Origin of the sequence: Pseudomonas sp. NPDC089396 (assembly GCF_044749545.1) — a bacterium.
GTDB lineage: Bacteria > Pseudomonadota > Gammaproteobacteria > Pseudomonadales > Pseudomonadaceae > Aquipseudomonas.
In genome coordinates, this window is the sequence record NZ_JBIVIC010000004.1 from 149,627 (window position 1) to 166,697 (window position 17,071).

The 17,071-nt window shown below is 60.9% G+C and carries 14 protein-coding genes; 10 read left to right on the forward strand and 4 right to left on the reverse strand.

What is annotated here, in order from left to right; all coding sequences use genetic code 11:
- Window positions 1–143: 143 nt before the first annotated feature.
- The 7 genes from ACIPZB_RS08935 to ACIPZB_RS08965 all read left to right on the forward strand — a co-directional run bounded on the left by ACIPZB_RS08935 (window position 144) and on the right by ACIPZB_RS08965 (window position 8,931).
- A complete protein-coding gene (locus ACIPZB_RS08935) occupies window positions 144–1,532 on the forward strand; it encodes an aspartate aminotransferase family protein (protein WP_400639890.1) in 1,389 nt (462 codons plus the stop codon).
- A gap of 221 nt (window positions 1,533–1,753) precedes the next feature.
- A complete protein-coding gene (locus ACIPZB_RS08940) occupies window positions 1,754–3,220 on the forward strand; it encodes a PLP-dependent aminotransferase family protein (RefSeq protein WP_400639891.1) in 1,467 nt (488 codons plus the stop codon).
- 457 nt (window positions 3,221–3,677) lie between these two features.
- Window positions 3,678–5,438, forward strand: coding sequence for a sulfoacetaldehyde acetyltransferase (xsc, locus tag ACIPZB_RS08945; protein ID WP_400639892.1), 1,761 nt, complete (start codon window positions 3,678–3,680; stop codon window positions 5,436–5,438).
- A gap of 99 nt (window positions 5,439–5,537) precedes the next feature.
- Window positions 5,538–6,491 (forward strand): bifunctional enoyl-CoA hydratase/phosphate acetyltransferase, encoded by a 954-nt coding sequence (locus tag ACIPZB_RS08950; RefSeq protein ID WP_400639893.1) that lies wholly within the window; start codon window positions 5,538–5,540, stop codon window positions 6,489–6,491.
- Window positions 6,492–6,519: 28 nt separating this feature from the next.
- A complete protein-coding gene (locus tag ACIPZB_RS08955) occupies window positions 6,520–6,819 on the forward strand; it encodes a DUF6506 family protein (RefSeq protein ID WP_400639894.1) in 300 nt (99 codons plus the stop codon).
- Window positions 6,820–7,014: 195 nt separating this feature from the next.
- The gene (locus tag ACIPZB_RS08960) at window positions 7,015–8,052 is read left to right on the forward strand and encodes a YeiH family protein (RefSeq protein ID WP_400639895.1); all 1,038 of its coding nucleotides are present in this window, start codon (window positions 7,015–7,017) and stop codon (window positions 8,050–8,052) included.
- Between the two features lie 105 nt (window positions 8,053–8,157).
- Window positions 8,158–8,931, forward strand: coding sequence for a sulfite exporter TauE/SafE family protein (locus ACIPZB_RS08965; RefSeq protein ID WP_400639896.1), 774 nt, complete (start codon window positions 8,158–8,160; stop codon window positions 8,929–8,931).
- 19 nt (window positions 8,932–8,950) lie between these two features.
- On the opposite strand, the gene ACIPZB_RS08970 is transcribed toward ACIPZB_RS08965, so the two are convergent.
- The 4 genes from ACIPZB_RS08970 to ACIPZB_RS08985 all read right to left on the reverse strand — a co-directional run bounded on the left by ACIPZB_RS08970 (window position 8,951) and on the right by ACIPZB_RS08985 (window position 12,532).
- On the reverse strand, window positions 8,951–9,586 hold the full coding sequence (locus tag ACIPZB_RS08970; protein ID WP_400639897.1) for a c-type cytochrome: 636 nt from the start codon (window positions 9,584–9,586) through the stop codon (window positions 8,951–8,953).
- Between the two features lie 10 nt (window positions 9,587–9,596).
- Window positions 9,597–10,856, reverse strand: a complete 1,260-nt coding sequence (locus tag ACIPZB_RS08975) for a molybdopterin-dependent oxidoreductase (protein WP_400639898.1) — start codon at window positions 10,854–10,856, stop codon at window positions 9,597–9,599.
- 380 nt (window positions 10,857–11,236) lie between these two features.
- Window positions 11,237–11,467 (reverse strand): Arm DNA-binding domain-containing protein, encoded by a 231-nt coding sequence (locus ACIPZB_RS08980; protein ID WP_400639899.1) that lies wholly within the window; start codon window positions 11,465–11,467, stop codon window positions 11,237–11,239.
- 150 nt (window positions 11,468–11,617) lie between these two features.
- On the reverse strand, window positions 11,618–12,532 hold the full coding sequence (locus ACIPZB_RS08985) for a LysR family transcriptional regulator (protein WP_400639900.1): 915 nt from the start codon (window positions 12,530–12,532) through the stop codon (window positions 11,618–11,620).
- A gap of 206 nt (window positions 12,533–12,738) precedes the next feature.
- Here ACIPZB_RS08985 and ACIPZB_RS08990 point away from each other — a divergent pair, with 206 nt between their 5' ends.
- From ACIPZB_RS08990 to ACIPZB_RS09000, 3 genes are all read left to right on the forward strand, one after another.
- On the forward strand, window positions 12,739–13,761 hold the full coding sequence (locus ACIPZB_RS08990; protein WP_400639901.1) for a zinc-dependent alcohol dehydrogenase family protein: 1,023 nt from the start codon (window positions 12,739–12,741) through the stop codon (window positions 13,759–13,761).
- Between the two features lie 490 nt (window positions 13,762–14,251).
- The gene (locus ACIPZB_RS08995) at window positions 14,252–15,616 is read left to right on the forward strand and encodes a hypothetical protein (RefSeq protein WP_400639902.1); all 1,365 of its coding nucleotides are present in this window, start codon (window positions 14,252–14,254) and stop codon (window positions 15,614–15,616) included.
- Window positions 15,616–16,956 carry a PLP-dependent aminotransferase family protein gene (locus tag ACIPZB_RS09000; protein ID WP_400639903.1) on the forward strand — a complete coding sequence of 447 codons (1,341 nt, stop codon included), beginning with the start codon at window positions 15,616–15,618 and terminating at the stop codon, window positions 16,954–16,956. Before ACIPZB_RS08995 ends, ACIPZB_RS09000 begins: the two co-directional genes overlap by 1 nt.
- The last annotated feature ends 115 nt before the right edge of the window (window positions 16,957–17,071 follow it).

The following is a 17,071-nucleotide window of genomic DNA, read 5'->3' on the forward strand; positions in this document are numbered from 1 at the left end:
TGCTTGTTCTTAGTTTCTACCTCAGGGGTGGATCGGGCAGTGCTGCGTTGCGATGCCCAGTACTGCTCCTTCGTATGCGGGTGCCTGGTGATTGTCTGCTGCCCGGTGACCAACAAAAACAATGCACCAGTCGAGAGGTAAGCATGAAAACAACAGCTCACGAGTTCGATGCAGTCGAGGCCTTGGCAAGTGACCGCGCTCACGTCTGGCATCACTTGTCCCAGCACAAACCACTGGAACACAGCGACCCGCTGATGATCGTTGAAGGCAAAGGCATGCGCGTACGCGACATCAAGGGCAATGAGTACCTGGATGCGGTGTCGGGCGGGGTATGGACCGTCAACGTCGGTTACGGCCGCGAGAGCATTGCAGACGCGGTGCGCGATCAGTTGGCGAAGATGAACTTCTTCGCCGGTTCCGCCGGCAGTATTCCAGGTGCCTTGTTCGCCAAGAAGCTGATCGAGAAGATGCCTGGCCTGAGCCGGGTGTACTACTCCAACTCAGGCTCGGAGGCCAATGAGAAGGCTTACAAGATCGTCCGGCAGATTGCGCACAAAAAGTACGGCGGCAAAAAGCACAAGATCCTGTTCCGCGAGCGCGACTACCATGGCACCACCATCACTGCGCTGAGCTCTACCGGCCAGTTCGAGCGCAAGAACCAGTACGGTCCCTTCACCCCCGGTTTCGTCGAGTTTCCCCATTGCTGCGAATACCGCTCGCAGTTCGGTGACGTGGCCGACTACGGCATTCGCGCGGCCAAGGAAATGGAGCGGGTGATTCTCGCCGAAGGGCCGGATACCATCGGCGCCGTGGTGCTCGAACCGATCACCGCCGGGGGCGGCGTCATCACCCCGCCGGAGGGTTACTGGGAGACCATCCAGGCGATCTGCAGGAAGTACGACATCCTCCTGCACATTGACGAAGTGGTCTGTGGCCTGGGCCGTACCGGCAAATGGTTCGGCTATCAACACTACGGCATCAGCCCGGACATCGTCACCATGGCCAAGGGTGTGGCCAGCGGTTACGCAGCGATCTCCTGCACAGTGACCACCGAGGAAGTGTTCGAAGCATTCAAAGGGGAAGCCGATGACCGCATGGGCTACTTCCGTGACATCAGCACCTTTGGCGGCTGCACCGCAGGCCCGGCGGCGGCGCTTGAGAACATGCGGATTATCGAAGACGAAGGCCTGTTGGAGAATGTCACCCATATGGGCGAGTACTTCATGGGTCGCCTGCGCGAATTGCAGGACAAGTATCCGATCATTGGCGATGTTCGCGGCAAGGGCCTGTTCTGTGGCATGGAACTGGTCAAGGACCGCAAGACCAAGGAGCCGGTGGCCGAAAGCGTAACGATCGCCATCGCCGCTGACTGCATGCGCCAAGGCGTGATGATCGGGCGTACCAACCGCAGCTTCGAGCAATTCAACAATACGCTGTGTTTTAGCCCGGCACTGATCGCGACACAGCAGGACCTGGATGTGATCATCGTCGCCCTGGACGCCGCCTTTGGCCGCCTAGCCGCCAATCCATAACGCTTGCGAAGCTTGAACAGACCGGTCCCGAGTTGCATTGACGGGCCGGTCTTGTTGTTGGCGCGGCGTTTATGGTCGAGCACCGGATAGTCTTGTCGACGTGTTGTTGCTAGTCTGCCTGACGATCGCTGCGTCAGCGATGTGCTGACAAGAGCACTCTGAAATGCCTGGCCGAGTGGTGTGCGGTACCAGTGCTTGTCGTCCGTTCAGTCGAGGCCGCTATGTTCCAGCTATTCCATTTGTCCGCCGATAAATCCACCAACTTGCAGCAGCAACTGCGCGAGCAGATCGCGCAAGTCATTCTCAACGGCAATATTCCGCTCGACAATCCGTTACCCTCTAGCCGCAAGTTGGCCAAACAGCTGAACATTGCGCGCAATACGGTAGTGCTTGCCTACGAGCACTTGCTCGACGATGGCTACCTGCTGGCCCGTGAGCGTAGTGGCTACTATGTGAATCCGGCCATCCTCGGGCGCAAGGTGGAGACGCCGCGCGCGCACCCGGACGAGACCGTCGTCACCCAGCAGGATTGGTCGCAACGGCTGGTCATGCAGCCCTCGCAGCAACGCAACATGAGCAAGCCACGCGATTGGCAGAATTATAAGTACCCTTTTATCTACGGCCAGTTCGACCCGGCCCTGTTCCCGACGGCCAACTGGCGTGAATGCTGTCGTGATGCAGTGAGTATTCCGGCGATCCGTGATTGGGCCTCCGATCGTTTCGATAACGATGATCCTCTGCTGATGGAGCAGATCAGAACACGTCTGTTGCCGCGCCGTGGAGTCTGGGCTTCGCCCGAGCAGATCCTGGTCACAGTAGGCGCGCAGCACGCGCTGTATATGCTGGCGCGCCTGTTGTTGCGCTCCGACAGTGTGATGGGCATTGAAGAACCGGGTTATGTCGACGTGCGCAATATCGCCATGCTCAATCCTTCGCGGGTCCAGGCGCTGGCGGTGGACAACCAGGGCTTGATGCTCAGCGATGAGCTCAATGGCTGCGACCTTATCTACACCACGCCCAGTCATCAGTGCCCGAGCACTGTGACCATGCCCCTGGAGCGGCGCTACGAGTTGTTGCAGCGGGCCAATGAGCACGATTTTCTGATCATCGAGGACGACTACGAAAGCGAGACCAACTTCAAGCGCAACCCGATCCCAGCGCTAAAGAGCCTGGACAAGAATGATCGGGTGCTCTATGTCGGCAGCCTGTCGAAAACCCTGGCGCCGGGCCTTCGGGTTGGCTATCTGGTCGGGCCCGAAGCGCTGATCCGGGAGGCACGGGCGTTGCGTCGGTTGATGGTGCGTCATCCTGCGGCGAACAATCAGCGTTCGGTGGCGCTGTTCCTTGAGCGAGGCTACCACGATGCATTGGTCATGAGCCTGATGCGGGCTTACGAGGAACGTCATGAGCAGATGGGCGCGGCCCTGCGCGAATACCTGCCAGAGTCGTCCAAGGAGCCGAGCTTCGGCGGCTCCTGCTACTGGGTTAAGGGGCCCGATAGCCTGGACGCACGGCGTCTGCAGAAACTTGCCGGCGAACACGACATCTTGATTGAACCCGGTGACATTCATTTCTTCGGCGAGCAACCGCCGCTCAATTACTTCCGTCTCGGATACTCGTCGATTCCGGCTGAGCGCATTCGACCGGGGATCAAACTGCTTGCTGAACTGATCCAGCAGATCAGCTAAGCGCTAACCTGATGCCCGTCGGTTAAGGCCAATGGGGCCGCTGCGCGGCCCATTGCCGGCAAGCCGGACTCCCACAGATACCCTGTGGGAGCGGGCTTGCCCCGCGATGGCTGGTGATCTCATACGCACAGTTTCAGGGTTCCCGATCGCCCCCAGCCTGGGCTGTCTTTGCCTGCTCACGCATCTGGACCCACTGGCTTAACAGTTGGTCCTCAACTGGTCCTATCGGCCACTTTCCCCCGGCTCCTACTCTAGCTCCAAGACAGCCAGTCCTCGCGTCAACGTGAAGCAGAGGCGGCTCGTTCGACCTGCCCCAAAACTCCATCACAACAACAATCGGAGAGATCGGCATGCCTGTCCTGAAACGAATTCCTATGCCGCCGCCGGGCTGAAAGGCTGAGCCCCGAGTCATTGGCGGCGCAGCCGCCGTACTTCAAGTAACGAGAGGAAGATCGATATGCCACGCATGACCCCTAGCGAAGCAATGGTAGAAACACTGGTTGCCAACGGCGTCACCGACATCTTTGGCATCATGGGTTCGGCCTTCATGGATGCGATGGACATCTTCGCACCAGCCGGTATTCGATTTATCCCGGTGGTCCACGAACAAGGTGCCGGGCACATGGCTGACGGCTTCTCGCGGGTCAGTGGTCGTCACGGCGTGTGTATCGCGCAGAACGGTCCCGGTATCACCAACTTCGTCACGGCCATCGCTGCGGCCTACTGGGCGCACAGCCCGGTGGTCGTCATCACCCCGGAGACCGGCTCGATGAGTCAGGGCCTGGGTGGCTTCCAGGAAGCCCAGCAACTGCCGTTCTTCGAAACCATCACCAAATACCAGGCCCATGTGTCCAATCCTGCGCGCATGGCGGAATTTACCGGCCGCTGCTTCGATCGGGCGATGCAGGAAAATGGCCCGACCCAGCTGAACATTCCGCGTGATTTCTTCTACGGCGATATCAACGTTGAAATCCCCACGCCGATCCGTATCGAGCGCAGCGCTGGTGGCGAGCAAAGCCTGGCCGAAGCAGCCCAGCTGCTGGCGGGGGCGAAATTCCCGGTGATCATTTCCGGTGGCGGTGTGGTCATGGGCGATGCCGTCGAAGCCTGCCAGGCGCTCGCCGAATACCTCGGCGCCCCGGTGGTCAACAGCTACCTGCACAATGACTCCTTCCCGGCCAGTCACCAGCTGTGGTGTGGCCCGTTGGGCTACCAGGGCTCCAAGGCCGCGATGAAACTACTGTCGCGCGCCGACGTGGTGCTGGCGCTGGGAACGCGCCTGGGGCCATTCGGTACCTTGCCGCAGCACGGCCTGGATTACTGGCCCAAGCAGGCGAAGGTGATCCAGATCGACTGCGATTCGAAAATGCTCGGCCTGGTGAAAAAAATCAACGTAGGTATCTGCGGCGATGCCAAAGCTGCGGCGGTCAATCTGCTCGGCCGTCTGCAGACTCTCGACGTGCTGTGCCTGGAAAGCAAAGGGGCGCGAGCCGAGGAAATCGCCAAGGAAAAATATGAATGGGAAACCGAGCTGAGCGCCTGGATCCACGAGAAGGACGAATTCTCGCTGGACATGATCAAGGAGCAAAGCGGTGAGGAGGGCAATTACCTGCACCCGCGCCAAGTGTTGCGTGAACTGGAAAAAGCCATGCCCGCCGATGCCATGGTGTCTACCGACATTGGCAACATCAACTCGGTATCCAATAGCTACCTGCGTTTCGAGAAACCACGTTCGTTCTTCGCCGCCATGAGTTTTGGCAACTGTGGTTACGCGCTGCCGACCATCATCGGCGCCAAGGTCGCTGCACCACACCGCACCGCCATCTCCTACGCCGGTGACGGTGCCTGGGGCATGTCGATGATGGAAATCATGACCTGTGTCCGCGAGAACATTCCGGTCACCTCGATCGTGTTCCACAACCGTCAGTGGGGCGCGGAGAAGAAGAACCAGGTGGACTTCTACAACCGTCGCTTCGTCGCAGGCGAGCTGGAAAACCAGAGCTTCGCAGGGATTGCGCGCTCGATGGGTGCCGAAGGCGTCACAGTCGACCGTCTCGAAGATGTCGGCCCGGCACTCCAGGCAGCCTGTGAGGCACAGAAGGCTGGCAAGACCACGGTGATCGAGATCATGTGCACCCGTGAGTTGGGCGATCCGTTCCGCCGCGATGCGCTGTCCAAGCCGGTGCGTTTCCTCGAGAAGTACAAAGACTACGTCTGAGTCGCCGAAGTGACCGGTTTGCCCCGGCCACCTGAAACACTGCCGCGGCGCCTTCGGGCGCTGTTGCAGCTTCGACTGTAGACAGACAGGAATCCAAGCATGTTGAGCACTATTCCTCCGGAATGCCCGGCATTCCTGCTTGACCGGGCCAAGGCGCTGCCGCGCGTGGTCACCGCGGTGGTCAATCCCGTCAACCTGCTCAGCCTGAGCGGTGCCAAGCGGGCGTGTGATGAAGGGCTCATCGAGCCGGTGCTGGTCGGGGACCAGGGGCGAATCCGCGCCGTGGCCGAGGTATTGGACTGGGATCTGCATGATCTGCGCATCCAGCATGTCAGTGACGAGGCACAGTGCGCCGAAGCCGCCTGTATGCTGGCCGGGGCCGGTACTGCGCAGGCACTGATGAAGGGGCATCTGCACACCGATGTATTGCTGCGTGCAGTGCTCAAGCATGAGTTCGGACTGCGTGCTGCCAACCGTCTGAGCCATGTGTTCCACATGACCCTGCCGGGTAGCGACAAAGCATTGTCGATCACCGATGCGGTGATCAATGTTCAGCCCACGATCGTCGACAAGATCCATATCGCCCGCAACGCCATCGAGCTGATGCATGCCCTGGGCTACGAGAAACCGCGCATGGCGGTGTTGTCGGGGAGCGAAGAAGTCATGCGTAGCATGCCGTCCAGCCAGGATGCTGCCGAGCTGGCCAAACTGGCGGCGATCGGTGCATTGGGCCATGCCAGTGTCGAAGGTCCGCTGGCCTTTGACAATGCGGTGTCGCTGGAAGCTGCGCGGATCAAAGGTATCGGCGGCGAGGTAGCGGGTAATGCCGATATCTTATTGGTGCCGAACCTGGAAGCCGGCAATTTTCTGTTCAAGCAGATGGTTCACTTCATGAGTGCCACGGCCGCTGGCCTGGTGCTAGGCGCGCGGGTGCCGATCATTCTCACTTCGCGTGCGGACCCGCTGGAGGCGCGTGTGGCATCCTGCGCCCTGGCGTCCATTTTTATCGACTATCGTCGCCAGTCGCACAGCCAGCTGCTGGCTGCCGGTTAGGCAACGTCCAGACCCAAGGAGAACGATGATGGCTGTGCAACGTTATGGCTTTATCTTCAAGGCACCGGGCATGCAGTTCCTCACCCACAACGGCAGCCTGGAGTCCGATGCCTTCACTGCGACCGTGTGTGGCGTTGCGAACGTCGAGGAGGCGGTGCTGGTGGCCCAGGAGTTGTTGACCCGGCATGTTCAATTGATCGAGTTGTGCGGCGCGTTCACCGAGGCCGACGTCGAGCAGATCCGCAATGCCATTGGCGATCGGGTTGCGCTGGCCGCGGTGCAGTACAGTGCCGAAACGCGTCAGCGCCTGGAGCAGTTAGCCGATTGATTGGCATCACCTCGGATGCGCTGCGAGCTTCGGTCTGAAGCATCGCGGCGCGCAGGTGGCGACTGGCCCCCTATACCGAACCGACGTGGTCCTAATGGGAAGAAGTTGATTTCTCTAGCATCAAAACCCAGTGATTTCATAAACCACAGGGTGTAGCTGGAAATGAAAATAAAACAGCATCACACGATTCCCCCAATGCCCAGCCGGCCGCGCGACACGGCCCAGCCCTCGACGTCGTGGCTGGCACGCCGGCAGCAGAGCCTCGGCCTGTTATTGCCGGGCATCCTTGCCTCGGTTGTGGTCGCCGCCAGTGCCACTTTCCTTTCTGAACATTACGGTGCGCCGGTGATGCTGATGGCCCTGTTGCTGGGCATGGCATTGGGCTTTCTCTCCGAGGAGGGCCGGGCGGTCGCCGGTATCCGTTTCACCTCCAGCATCATCCTGCGTTGTGGCGTGGCGTTGCTGGGCATGCGCATTACCGTGGAGCAGATACTCTCGCTGGGAGGAACGCTGATGGCGGTGGTGATTGGTGCCGTATTCCTGACCATCAGTTTCGGCATCCTGCTGTCTCGGCTACTCGGCCAGTCACGTGATTTCGGTATTCTCAGCGGCGGCAGTGTGGGCATTTGCGGCGCCTCGGCGGCGTTGGCAATTTCTGCGGTACTGCCGCAGGACAAGGACAGTGAGCGCAACATCATCTTCACTGTGATCAGTGTGACGGCACTGAGCACCATCGCCATGATTGCCTACCCGCCGATCGCTCGGTGGATCGGCCTGGACGCCCATCAGGCCGGGGTATTTCTCGGTGCAACGATTCACGATGTGGCCCAGGTAGTCGGCGCTGGCTACAGCATGTCGGAGCAGACCGGCGATACCGCAACCGTGGTCAAACTGTTGCGCGTGGCCATGCTGGTACCTATCGTCTTCAGCCTGTCGTTGCTTTTGCGCAAGCGCGGCGATGGCGGTCCCCGTCCGGCATTGCCGTTGCCCTTGTTCATCATCTTTTTTGTGCTGTTCGTGGCGATAAACAGCAGCGGCGTCGCCTCGGCGCAGATGCAGACGTTTGCCGGCGATGTGTCGCGCTGGTGCCTGGTGACGGCCATCGCCGCGCTGGGAATGAAAACCTCATTGAAGGCACTGCTGGAAGTCGGTTGGCGTCCAGCGACCCTGCTGGTGAGTGAAACGGTGTTTCTCGCGGCCTTGATTCTGATAGCGGTCAAATGGCTGGCGTGAGCCTGCACCCTGGGTGATCTTCATCGCCCCCACCTGATCACCACGACTGCCGCCGCCACAGTGACTGTGCGGCGGCAGTTTGGCTCAAGCAGTAATGGAGGCGGTATGAGCCTGCAAGTGCATCTGATTTTTCTGTGTTGTGTAGCCCTGGCGACGGTTGCCCAGAGCCTGACCGGTTTTGCCTTTGGCTTGATCCTGATGGGCATGATTGCCTCGTTGCACATGGTGCCCCTGACTGAAGTGGCAGTGGTGATCAGCATCCTTACCCTGGGCAATGCCATGGCCACGCTTGGCGGACCGAAGCCGCAGCTTGACCGCTCGGTGTTGATGCCGGTGCTGCTCAGCAGCCTGCTTGGCGTCAGCCTGGGGATATGGGGCCTCGGTGCGTTGAACGGCAGTCAGATAGCCTGGCTTCGGGTCCTGCTCGGCGTATTGATTCTGGCGGCCAGCCTCATGTTGGTGGTGCAGAGCAAACCCAAGGCGCGACTGTCGCCACAGCCTTCGTTCTGGCTGGCCGGAGCGCTATGCGGACTGCTCAATGGTTTGTTTTCCAGTGGCGGGCCACCGATTGTCTATCACCTGTATCGCCAGCCCCTGGGTTACGAAATTATCCGCAATACCCTGGTCACGGTATTCGCCGCCAATGCGGCGGCGCGCCTCGGCCTTGTCGTCGCCCAGGGACAGATGCACATGTCCACTTTGCTATTGAGTGCCGAAGCATTGCCGTTGGTGCTGCTCGTCAGTTGGCTGGTTCGACGTTATCCGACGAAGTTGTCGCCGCGTACGGTGCGCTGGATAGTCTTTGTCCTGATGGCGCTGGCAGGCATCAGCTTGATCTGGGATTCGCTGCCCAGGCTATTGCTGGAAACATCGGCATGAAGGTCGACCCCGGCAGGGCTTATCGAGCCAATATGAACGCCGCAAGGGTTTGCAGATCCTCTGGGTTCAACTGGGTGTAGGGCGGCATCGGGATTTGCCCCCATTTCCCTGCCCCGCCATGCTGGATGCTGGCGGCTATCTTGGCCGCTGCCTGCGGATCACCCGCATACTTGGCAGCGACCTCGTGATACGCCGGGCCTACGACCTTGTGATCGAATGCGTGGCAGGACAGACATGCATTGTTCTGCAGCAGGGCCATCGCATCAACTTTTGTTGCGGGCGTTGCTGCGCGCTGGCCCATCGGCGAATGTGCGGCCTGCACATCGGCGTCGCTGCTCTGGGCACTGCCGTAGGTCACTGCCAGGTAGGCGCCGATAATGCTCACATCCTCATTGCTGATCGGCGCCCCGTAGACCTGCTGCATCTTGCCGGCTTCTGCAGTCCACTGCGCCAACGTCATCCCGGGAGGTTGAAAGTTGATGTAGTCGGCGGAATGGCAGGTCGAGCATTTTTGCTGGGCCAGCTTGTAGCCTGGCAGTGGACTGGGCTTGAGCGCTGCGGTTTCAGGCGGCAAGCTGATCGACAGCGGCGCCGCATTGGCGACGCCAGCGAAACAAATCTGCGCCGCGCACAGCAAGGTGGTCAGACGTTTCATACGAGCTCCCTCAGGCGACAGTGACGTGGCTGGTTTCGACAACATGACGGCGGTAGCCACCGGGGTTCCAGTCGGCTCGCAGCGGTTGTATCTCGCCGGCACGGTTACTGGCGCGCACCATCAACTGCGTAGCCCCCTTGTGGGTGAAGGTGACTGGCAGCGTCCACTGACGAAAAGAAAAACGGCCGAGATCCTGCCCAAGCTGAGCTTCGCGCCAGCTTTTGCCGCCGTCGATGGACAGCTGCACCTTGTCGATCCCATCGCCACCATCAAAGGCTATGCCTTTGAGCACCACGCTTGTATTGAGCGGCAAAACATCGCCTTGGCTGATGCTGGTAATGAAGCTGCGTACTGGCATCTTCGAAATCGGCTTGGTTTGCGCGGCGGTGGTGCCAGGGGCGATGCATAAGCAGTCGTTGTCCGGCACGCGGTAACCTTTAGCCATGAAGAAGCCCTCATAGGTGTGATCGACGACTTCGATTTCACTGAGGTGCTTGATCCAATAGGTACCGAAATAGCCGGGCACCACCAGACGGATCGGGTAACCGTTGAGGAAGGGCAGGTCGGTACCGTTCATTGCCCAGGCGATCATCGGCTCACCGTTCATGGCATGGCTGATGTCCAGGGCCTTGATGAACGCCGGCGTACTCGCCAGTACGGGTTTGTCCAGGCCCTGGAAGGTCACTTGCCTGGCGTTGGCTTTGACACCGGCCTTTTCCAGTACAGCCTTGAGCGGTACGCCCCGCCAGCGAGCATTCCCCATTGAGCCATTGCCCAACTGCGCGCCGAACACCCGCGGCATCGAGAAACCACGACTGTTCCCTGAGCACTGATTGACGGCCACCACCTCTATCGGTTCGGCGAGCCCCTTGAGCTCTGCGAGGGACAGCGACAGCGGCGTGTCCACCGCGCCCTTGATCGTCAGGCGGTAACGCTCGGGATCGATGCTGGTAGGGAAATTAGCCAGGTGATAACGCACAAAAAAGGCGTCATTTGGCGTGATCGGCCCTTCGTTGAAAACAGCGAACGGCGTTTCCAGATGCGGCGGGCGAGTGGTCACCAAGGTCAATGGTCGCTTCTGTGGATATTGCACCAGCGGCCGCGGGCCTGCGGCGAAGGTCACCTCATCGAGGTTGTTGTCGGGTGATCCGGTTTTGCTGGCAGCGTTGGCAACACTCGCCAACGGCGAGGCCGCCAACGCCAGGGTCATGGCATCGCGCAGAAAACGCCGGCGGCTCGGCTTGCTGTTGTCTACAAAGCTGAACTTCATAAGTTGCACGCTCTTATGATTGTATTAATGAGATGCAAGGAACCGCGTGCCCTCAGGGCGTGAGGTAGCGGGTTATTCTGTTTCTTGATAGACGTCAGGCCACCTGAGCCCAGTAGACTCGGGAATGATGGCTCGCGGTATGGTCGGGCGCGAATGAGGGGAGGGGTAGGTCCAATTTGTGCTTGGGTGTTGGGCCTCGGGGGCAAATGGGGCTGGCACCCGAACTCATGGCTCAGGTTGACCACGCCGCTGACTGAAACATCGGGAAGCGCGCCTGTCAGTGCCAATGCACCCAGCGCAATGAACCCTAGGCTCTGTACGAAAAGTGAAGGTGTCCAAAATCATTAGGCCAGTTCATGGCACCTCCTATTTGGGCCTCATTATGGGGCTTGGAGGTGTCTACGAAACCAGGGGCGATTCACCTTGCCGTTCAGGCGATACCTCATCCGCCAGTATTTTGCGGCAGGCTTGTTCGACTTCTGCGAGGCCTGAACATGCAGGTAAAGACCGGGTACTTCGCCGTCGGAGTACTTGCCGGGTTCAGCAATGGCACGCAAGAAGGCATCGCTGAGTTTACGCCGCAATGCCGGCGTGGGGAGGGAAGTCGTCATGTGCGGGTACTTTTTCTGAAACGGAAAAAGTACCCAAAAATATACCCGCAGGTGCATTGGAAGTGAGCGGAATACGACGGACGGTTTTGGACGTAAAATCAGATTAAAGCACTGATTTTATTAGCATTTAAGGATCTCGATGGAGGTCAGTCACAAGCTATCGGGATCCCCAAAAAACATCTGTATCCGCGACCGCAACCACCGCTCAGCCGGGTCATTGTCCTGTGCGCCCCGCCAAGCCATGTGCAACTCGAAACTGCGCACCTCGATCGGCAGCTCCTCTGCGCGCAACCCGCCAGCGGCAGTCAGCGCATCCGCCGTGTAGTCCGGCACCGTGGCAACGATATCGGTCCCCGCCAACAGACTCCCCAGGCCATTGAACTGCGGCACGGCCAGCACCACGTGGCGCTTGCGGCCGATTTCCTCCAGCGCTTCGTCGATGAACCCGGACAGGTCGCCGGCGAACGACACCAGTGCATGCGGCCTGGCGCAGAAGTCGTCCAGGGTGATGCTGCCCGGCACGCTGTCGGCGCGCAGCAGCTTGGGCATGCTGCGGCGCAGCACCTTGCGCTTGGCGTTGGCCGGCAGTTCATTGGTGTAGCTCACACCCACCGAAATCTCGCCCGAGGCCAGCAGGGTCGGCATCAGCAGGTAGTTGACCCGGCGTACCACCAGCACAATGCCCGGCGCCTCGGCGCGAATGCGCTTGAGCAGTTGCGGCAGCAGGGCGAATTCGGCGTCGTCCGACAGGCCGATACGGAACACGGCGTTGCTGGTGGCCGGGTCGAATTCGGCGGCGCGGCTGACGGCGGTGGAGATCGAGTCCAGCGCCGGGGAGAGCAGGGCGAAGATCTCGTTGGCGCGCGCCGAGGGCTCCATGCTGCGACCGGTGCGCACGAACAACGGGTCGTCGAACAGGTTGCGCAGGCGCGACAGGGCCGCGCTGATCGCCGGCTGGCCGAGGAACAGCTTCTCGGCGGCACGGGTCACGCTACGCTCGTGCATGAGGGTTTCGAACACGATCAGCAAGTTGAGGTCTACGCGACGCAGGTCGTTTCGATTCATCGGTGCGCTTCGCCTTAAAGGGGGCAGGGGTGAATCTTAAGGCCAAAGGCTGTTACCCTGCACCGATTTCCGGGTGCCAATGCACAGGAAAGCCAGGTGCCCAATCGATGACAGGCATGTCGACTATTAACCGCCACTGATGGTCTAACGGCTAAAGCCCGGATAAAGTTCGTGGTAATACGAGGTTCACACAGGCGAGGTATGCGATGTCCCGCATGATCCGTTTCCACAAGTTCGGCGCTGCCGATGTGCTCCGTTGCGAGGAGCAGGCCGAACCATCCCCTGCCGTTGGCGAGGTGCAGATCCGCGTCGAGGCCATTGGCGTGAGCTGGTACGACGTGCTCTGGCGGCAGAACCTGGCACCGTCCCAGGCCCGCCTGCCGGCCGGGATCGGCAGTGAGATGGCGGGCGTGGTGACGGCGGTCGGCGAGGGTGTCGAAGATATCGCGGTCGGTGACCGGGTGGCCAGCTTCCCGGCCGCCAGTGCCAACGAGCATCCGGTGTATGGCGATATCATCGTGCTGCCGCGCACCGCCATTACCCGTTACCCGGACGTGCTCACGCCGATCGAAGCCAGCGTGCACTACACGCCCTTGCTCATCGCCTACTTCGCCTACGTCGATCTGGCCCGGGCCAAGGCCGGGCAGACCGCCCTGGTGACCGACGCCAGCCACTGCGCGGGCCCTGCGTTCGTGCAGCTGGGCAAGGCGCTTGGGCTCACGGTCTTCGCCGCCACCAAGGAACCCGAGCAGCGTGAATACCTGCTGGGGCTGGGCGCCGACAAGGTGATCGTCACCGAAGAGCAGGACCTGCTGATGCAGGTCGGCAAGTACACCAACGGGCGTGGCGTGGACATGGTCCTCGATGGCATGGGGGGGCCACAGATGTCGCTGCTCGGCGATGTGTTGGCGCCGCGTGGCAGCCTGGTGCTGTATGGCCTGCAAGGGGGCAACCAGACACCGTTCCCGGCCTGTGCGGCGTTCCAGAAGAACATTCAGTTCTACGTGCACTGCATCGGCAACTTCACAGGCAAGCCGGAGCTGGGCATCAGCCAGGATCAGGTGGCCTTGCAGCGTGCCTTGCGCGATATCAACCAGTTCACCGCCGACCAACTGCTGACACCGCAGATCATCAAGGTGTTTCCGTTCAGTCAGGTGGTCGAGGCCCATCAGTGCATGGATGAATGTCCGTGTGGTGGGCGGGTGGTGCTGGATATGGGACAGCCCTGAGAGGGCTATGGCAGCGAAATGGACCCGGGCTAAGCCCGGGTTTTTTCTGCCTGCAGAATAAGAATTTTCCTACAAGCAAACTTCAATTTTCTTGTGTTCTTTCCGCGTTAAATATGTATGTCGATGCCACTTTCCTGAAATCGCTATCTGCTGCCTCTATGAGTGATTGATTGCAGGGGTATTTTTCTTCTGGCTGCATGGTTTTTTTACCGGCATCTGTATCTTTTATTCGTTCGGCAACGCTTGATAATGGCGCAGTGATACTTAACGCAAGGAGCGTGCGATGGAGAAGGGATGGCCCCACGCCGGGCTTGGGCGCCAGGCAGCTGGTGCGCGAAGGGGATCTTTTTTCTCGATGGCTTGGCGACAGAGTTTCGCTACTTCAGTTTTTCCTAAATATAAATAGGAATTTTCTCCTATTGATTTCGTCGTGCGGTTATTGATTTAAACATCCACTGTGCGACGCGTGACTGAAGCGGTGAGGTGACCCGTGAGCCATATTCACGACCAGGCAATGCACTATATCTACCAACAAGTTCTAGAGCGTTTGTTGGGCCATATGACCCAACCCCAGCGTGCCTCATTGCAGTTGCTTATCCAGCGTTTGCTGGTGACGTCCGGAGGGCCGGAATACATCGGTACTTTCAAATTGCTCGTGGTGCAGGGCGCCGATAACCGCAGCGCCCGACTGCTGGCCATCTTGCGTGCCGCGCAGTTGAGCATCGCCCTGCGCGCACCGTTGACTTTCCAGCTGGAGGTACGGGTGGTGGGCCTGCCGGCGACCGGACGCGTGCTGCTGGAGCAACATCAGCGTTGTTTCGATAACTTGTTCATGCATGACGATCCGCGCGTTCACTTGCAGATGGTCACGGCGGGGAGGGTGGTGCCCTTCGACCGCCAGCCCAGGGCCTGTGCGCCCTGGGCATTGGCGCGCGATGCGATGTTGCTGTTCGGCCATCTGATCGACTCGCGGCCCGAAGCGCTGCTGGGTAGCCGCATGCACCTGGAACTGGCCGCTGCCGTGGGACTGACCTGCGAAGACCAGCCTTGCGCAGATGCGCTGGTGACCGCCATGCCTGTGGGCAAGCGGCGCCGTTACCTGGCCTGGGCGCGCAGGGGCTTGCGCCTTGCGGGGGACACCGGCCAGCTCACTGCGACCCCTTGCCTGGCGAGCCTGGCCGAGCGACTGCGTCAGTTGCATGGGCTTGCCGGGTTACCGGTGGGCGAGCCGGAAATGCCAAGCCATGAGCCGCTTGCACAAGCGCCGATGCGGCTGCTGGCCATTGATGATCTGTTGCCTCAGCTGCTGTGTGAGGGGGCGCTCGATCGCATGATGGAGCAGCCTTTCGCGCCGTCGCAGGACGCCATGCCGCTGGCAGCCTACCTGGACCCGCTGGCAGTGGCGCAGCTGCAGGAGCTGCGCGAGCGCTGCCTGGCGCCGGTCCGGCCACGGGAGGCGTTGCGGCTGGTTGGCCAGCGGGCCTCGGGCAGTCCGCAAAGGCCACAGCTCGCGCACCTCACCCAGGTTCATGGCGTTGACCAGGCCCAGCTCATCTGCATGCTGTCTGGCCCTTTCGCCGAACAGGGGCGGGGGTTGGAGCGCTTTCTGCAGTGTCGTCACCCCGACATGCTGGTGGCCTTGCCTTATCTGCACCGTGCCTTGCAAGGCAAGCCTTGCCCTGACGCGGTCAAGAACTGGCTGGTCAATATCAGCGGTCTTTCGCTACGGCATTTGCGGGTTGTCTATGCCGGGCACCTGCAGCAGGGTACGCGGCGTCTGTTGGCGGCGCTGGCGCGGCGCGATGTGCACCTGCGCTTGCTGCCCCGCCCGGCGGATCGCGAGGCGTCAGCCTGATGGGGCGAGAGTTCGCCTATCTCAAGGTCTATCGCTATCTGCAAGCGTTGATCGACCAAGCCGAGCGGGGCGGGGAGCCGCGCCTGCCCTCGTTGCGTGCCTTGGCCCGGCATCTGCGGGTGTCGCTGGCTACCGTGCAGGCAGCCTATGGCCTGCTGGAAAATGAAGGGCGTGTGCGTTCGGTGGCGAAATCCGGCTACTTCGTGCAGCCCCGCGGCAATGGGGGCGCAAATCGCATGCGCCGCAGCCCCGAGCCGGTGCAGCCGAGCCTCGAACGTTCGCTGTTGGCCCACGAACGGCGTTTGGCGCGTCAGCGAGCGCAGGCGCACGCCGTGTCGCCATGCGGTGCTGGTGCGCGCCTGCGGGAGGCGTTGGCGCACCGCTATACCCGCACGGGCAGCCAGCCCTGGAAGCCGGAGCATGTGCACCTGGGCCCCGACGTACAGGCATTGCTGGAAACGCTGCTGGCCGCCTTGGCGCTGCAAGGGAGCACAGTCCTGGTAGCGTCACCCTGTTGCTGGCGTTTGCTGCAGGTTTTGCAGCGCTTTGGCTTGCAGGTGCTGGAAATACCCCTGGATCATCATGGCGGCTTCGACCTGGCCAGCCTGGCACGGCTGCTCGGGCAAGGCACGGTGCGGATGTTGATCATGCCGTCGTGCCTGGGGTTGCCCGGCGGGCGAATGATCTCGCCGCACGTTCAGCAACAGCTTGCCCACCTGCTGGCACGGCATCCGGTGTGGTTGCTGGAGAATGATCTGGACAGCGAACGCCGTTTCACCTCGTCGCCCGGCACGTATCTGCGTGACTGGGTCGATCAACGCTGGCTACTGGTGCTGGGTTCCCTGGAAGCCACGGTCGGGGCCGAGGCACCCTACGCCTATGTGCTTGGCCGGCATCCGGCCATGGGCGAAGCGTTTGCCCGGCGTGCGTATCAATTGCCGCCGCTGCGCCAGCAGGCCCTGGCGCAGATGTTCGCCAAGGGGGAGATAGACGAACACCTGAACCGCCAGCGTGTGGTCCTGGCCCGGCGCATGCGACAGCTCTGTCATCAACTGCAGGCGCACCTGGGCGGGCAACTGGACTTTGCCGTACCCGAGGGTGGGCATGCCGTATGGGTACGTCTGCTGGGGCCGGTATCGATGGATCGCGTGGTGACGGCGATGGCTGGCACCGTCTTGCCAGCACTGGTGGGCGCTCAGTTCAGCGCGCATGGGCGCTATCAGCACCACCTGCTGCTGACTTGGACGGGGGAGGGGGCCGACGCGCTGCGCGAGGCGCTGAACAGGTTGGGCGAAACCCTGGCGCAGCCCGGCGGTCGGCAGGCGGATGACGAAGGGTGAGCGAGTGCCTTTCGTCGGCAGGTTGCCGGGCTTCAGGCAAGGCGATCCATGGGCGCTTGCCAGCGTGTGTTATCTGTATGTATAAACAGTATCCATGCCTGCTGACCGACCGTAC